Raw genomic sequence first — 4,288 nt, 5'->3', positions numbered from 1 at the left:
ATCAACAAACACATAACATTAGTTGATTGTTGGAGTGCTAATATATTTCCCACTCTCATTAAAGAGAGACAAGCTGTTCGTTAAAAAAATCATACTAATATCCGGACTTATTTATTAATCTAACTTCTCTATATAGGTATAATAAGAAGGATACACCCGTCCCTGGTTGTCCCGTAGAATTGAATTTAGCTTAATTCTATTCCTCTCAGTTATCGAATGGGTGAGTATCTGTGAATAAGATCCTAAAACATTCCTGCGCGTTAATTCTATCTCATTTCTCTTCCCTGGCAGATGCATGTAAAGCAGATTAAAGTAATAAATAGGAATGCTTTTTAGAATTAGTTTCCGAATCACTTGACCCTTTAACAGTATGAAGCGAAGTAAATTATTAGCTTATTAAGCTCATGGTTCGTTTGATTTTATGCAGCAAATCCAACACTGTTTTACCGAACTTTCTTCCTCCATTGTTCCCATTTATCCCTCATCTGCCGGAGCAGCCGTGCGTGGTCCGGGTCCCCGGCCAGGTTGTCCGACTCCTGCGGATCTTCCCTGAGATCATAGAGCTCCTCATACAGCGGCTCGCTGTCCAGATACCGCAGGTACTTATAGCGTTCGGTGCGCACGCCTTCTGAGCGTGGAATCCGGTCGGGAAAGCTGTGATGCTCATAGAAAAACTCGCTCCGCCAGTCGCCCGGATCCCCGCCGGCCAATATGGGAGCAAAGGAGCTCCCCTGCACGCCCTCCTGCGGCGACAGGCCCGCCCAGTCCAAAAACGTGGGCAGCAGGTCAATCATCAGCACCATCTGCTCGCGCCGGGTCCCGGCTTCGGCCTCCCGGAGACCGGGATCGCGGACAATAAGCGGGATACGAATCGCCGTGTCGTGGCCCAGCCACTTGCCGGCAAAGCCCCGGTCCCCCAGATACATCCCGTGATCGGAGGTAAAGACAATTATAGTGTTATCCAGGCGATTCGTCTCCCGCAGGGCATCCATCATCTTTCCAAGCTGCCGGTCAATGCCCGTAATCATCCGGTAGTAGCGACGCAGGGATCGCTGAAAGTTCAGCGACTCCGGGGGACCGAGCCGATACTCCCACCGGACCCGGTTAAGGGATTCCTTCAGGAAATCGGGCTGGCTATCAAAGAATGCCGAATCCGACAGCGGCGGGGCCGGCATCTCATCACGCTCATACAGCACCGCCGTAGCGGGAGAAGCCGGGTAGGGTTCGACCGGGTGGAACCCGTCCTGAACATGAGGCGCCTTAAACCCGACCGTCACCGCAAAGGGCTTGTCCCCCGGCGCATCGTGGATCATGCTCACGGCCCGGTTGCCCAGCCGGTCGGTCAGGTGGGAACCGCGCTCCGGAGGATGCTCCTCCGACCAGAACTGCCCCTGCCCGTCATACGCCCGGTCATCGTCAAACATCCCCTCACGGAATGGACCCAGGTGCCATTTGCCGACGTACCCGGTATGATAACCCGACTGGCGTAGCTGGGCCGGGAAGCTGATGGCCGCCTGCTCTGCGGTGAGTTCGTCAAATTGGTCAAAGTAGATGCCCGTGCGGGCGGCATACCGGCCGGTCATCAACGTGCCGCGACTGGTTATACAGGTGGCCGTCGTCGCAAACGCATTCCGAAATACCACTCCCTCGGCGGCCAGCTGATCGATGTGGGGCGTGTGAATGATTGAATCGCCCATAAAGCCAAGGGGCTCATGATCAAGATCATCCACAAACACCAGTAATATGTTCGGGGGGGAGTCTGTTTGGTTATTAGTATTCTGCTGCGACTTCCCTTCACTGTGGACTCCAAAAATAAGAAAGACGCAAATGATCAGATATCGTGATGTGTTCATTCCATATACCTTTAGTCTGTAGTTTTAAAAATTTGATCTGGCCGGATTACGTCCATTGCATTTTACACTGAAAAAAGCTCAAATTCAAAAGTCTCTTCTCCACCAGCTATTCAGTCGCTGCCTAAGTTCGCGCATTATTTCCGGATGCTCTGAAGCCAAATTGTGTTCTTCATGCGGGTCATTTACAATATGGTAAAGTTCTGCCTCCTCGATCATATCGATAAAACGTCCCCCGCCAGAGAGTTCTTCCTCCGGGGAAGCTCCCTCCTTTTTAGGCACGATCAGCTTCCAGGGGTTCTTCAAGACCACCCGGTGCTCCAGGCTTTTCGTCGGCTCCTGCACATCCGCAATATCATGATTAAAATCTTCGCTGTATACCGTTTCCCTGGATTCTAACTCCTCTTGATCCAGCACGTTGACACCAGGCATTTCAAGCCTGGGCTCGATATCCAGTATCTCCAGGACCGTAGCAGCGATGTCATTCGTACTTACAAAGGTGGTTGTATCCATCCTGGAAGGGATCTGGCCTGGCCATTTATAGGTTATATGGGTGCGTATTCCTTTGTCATAAGGAGATTGTTTGGAAGGCCAGATAAATTGATTGTCCTGGTCCGGATTCTGCACCCACCCATTATCGGTTAGATACACCACCAGGGTATTTTCAGCCAACCCCCTGTCCTCTATAGAATCAAGCAGCTGTCCCACGGTTATATCAAACCAGTCGATCATAGCCCAATATTTAGCAATGGGTTCACTCGGTGCGTGCGGTAGATATTTTTCCAGCAAAGAGTCGGGCGGGGTATGGGGGGTATGTGGCATAAACGGGGCATACCACAGGAAAAAGGGACTATCCTCCCGCTGAGCTTCATCCATGAAGTCTTCTATAGGCTGCATTCCTTCCCGGCCGATGGTGAGTCCTTCATCACCGTGTCTGCCCCCACGCGATGGATCTCCATGGGTCATACCATGGGTAAAGCCCCCGTCTTTCCAACTACCTTCCCACCACTTGCCAGTCTGAAGCGAAAGATACCCCAGTCCTGACAAATAATCGGTAAGAGAAGGCAGCTTGTTAAACCTCTCGGTAACTACATCATTTACCGGTTTTCTGGCCTCAAGCCATTCTGTCCGGGAACTGGATTCTCGATCAAAGTCAAAAGCAGGATCGTTACCCGTCACGCCGTGTTGATGCGGATACAAGCCGGTAACCAGGGAAGCAAGCGACGGCCTGCACACTGGCGCCGGCAGATACCCCCGCGTAAAGGTAAGTCCCTGTGATGCCAAATTATCAATATTCGGCGTCTCAATATGGGGATGTCCCATGAAACTGTAGTCGGTCCACGATTGGTCATCGGAAATTATAAAGACAATATTAGGGTTTGATACAGAATCTTCGATATCCTGCTTTATATTTTCACCAGAAGAACTGCACCCCATTACGACAAAGACAGTTATTGCGAATATACCTACAATCTCTTTATGGCAAAATCTCATATTTTTCGTTGGTTGGTATCCTGGATTTTGCTCCATGGTTGGATTAAGAATACTTTGTTCACTGATCACTGATATGAGATATAATGTGATGTAGAAATATACGTTAAAACCATTCACATTTAGGCGCAGCACAAGGAGCAGATGAATTTCAACTGCCTATTCGCGCAATTACCTTAAAAAAATCTTGACGAGCCTGTAGAAAACCAACGAAAAATCATATCTCCGTCACCTTCAGATGCGATGCAGCTTGACGGGGTAGGTGTTACCTGCATTCCACTGGCACACGTACAGATTTTTATCCTCGTCTACACACACGTCATGACAATGTTTAAAGATGGGTTCCTCCTGGACCATCAGCTGTAATTCCCCGTCTATGTATTCCGGCGCAGTGCCGGCCGGGTTAGATACTACTTTATTCTCACCATTCAGAATGGTTACGAAGCCTGAGTCACTCGTCAGGTTCAGGTATCGAAGACGCGACCAGCAGACGCCCGCATAAATATTTTCCCCATCAATAACGGGGCGACAAATATACGCACCCGGTAAAAAAATCGTCTCGAGGTATTGCCCATCAAGCGTAAACCTTTTGAAACTGTTGTGCTGACGTGAAGTAACAAGGAGGGTGGGGGTTCCCTCACCTCGTGTATCTACAGCTACTCCATGGGGTTCATTGAGCTCTTCATCTGCGTTTCCCCGTCCCCCAAACTTCTCAATATATTTGCCATCAGGGCTGTACCGGAGTATATAATATGACCCGTAGCCGTCAGCAACATAGATCGTCCCATCTGGTCCTATTGCTGTCTCGGTCGGCCTGAAATCGTCCTCTTTTTCATAACCGCCGACTTCTCTCGGATCCTCCAGGGTTAAAAGAACCTGTCCATCCAGTGTCGTTTTTTCTACGCGGGCGGTTTCAGGGTTTGTATCTGTGATAAAGAGGAACTCCT

3 protein-coding genes are annotated in these 4,288 nt (G+C 49.8%); all 3 read right to left on the bottom strand.

What is annotated here, in order from left to right; all coding sequences use genetic code 11:
* Positions 1-443 precede the first annotated feature (443 nt).
* The gene (locus tag ACESLU_RS12245; RefSeq protein WP_372638931.1) at positions 444-1,853 is read right to left on the bottom strand and encodes a sulfatase-like hydrolase/transferase; all 1,410 of its coding nucleotides are present in this window, start codon (positions 1,851-1,853) and stop codon (positions 444-446) included.
* Positions 1,854-1,937: 84 nt separating this feature from the next.
* Positions 1,938-3,344 carry a sulfatase gene (locus tag ACESLU_RS12240; RefSeq protein WP_372638930.1) on the bottom strand — a complete coding sequence of 469 codons (1,407 nt, stop codon included), beginning with the start codon at positions 3,342-3,344 and terminating at the stop codon, positions 1,938-1,940.
* A gap of 231 nt (positions 3,345-3,575) precedes the next feature.
* Positions 3,576-4,288 (bottom strand): 6-bladed beta-propeller (locus tag ACESLU_RS12235; RefSeq protein ID WP_372638929.1); only part of this gene is annotated, 713 nt, incomplete at its 5' end.

The sequence above is a fragment of the Fodinibius sp. genome, assembly GCF_041642155.1.
Lineage (GTDB): Bacteria > Bacteroidota > Rhodothermia > Balneolales > Balneolaceae > Fodinibius.
The sequence above is the reverse complement of the archived record's forward strand: the minus strand, read 5'-3'. Positions and strand labels throughout refer to the sequence as shown.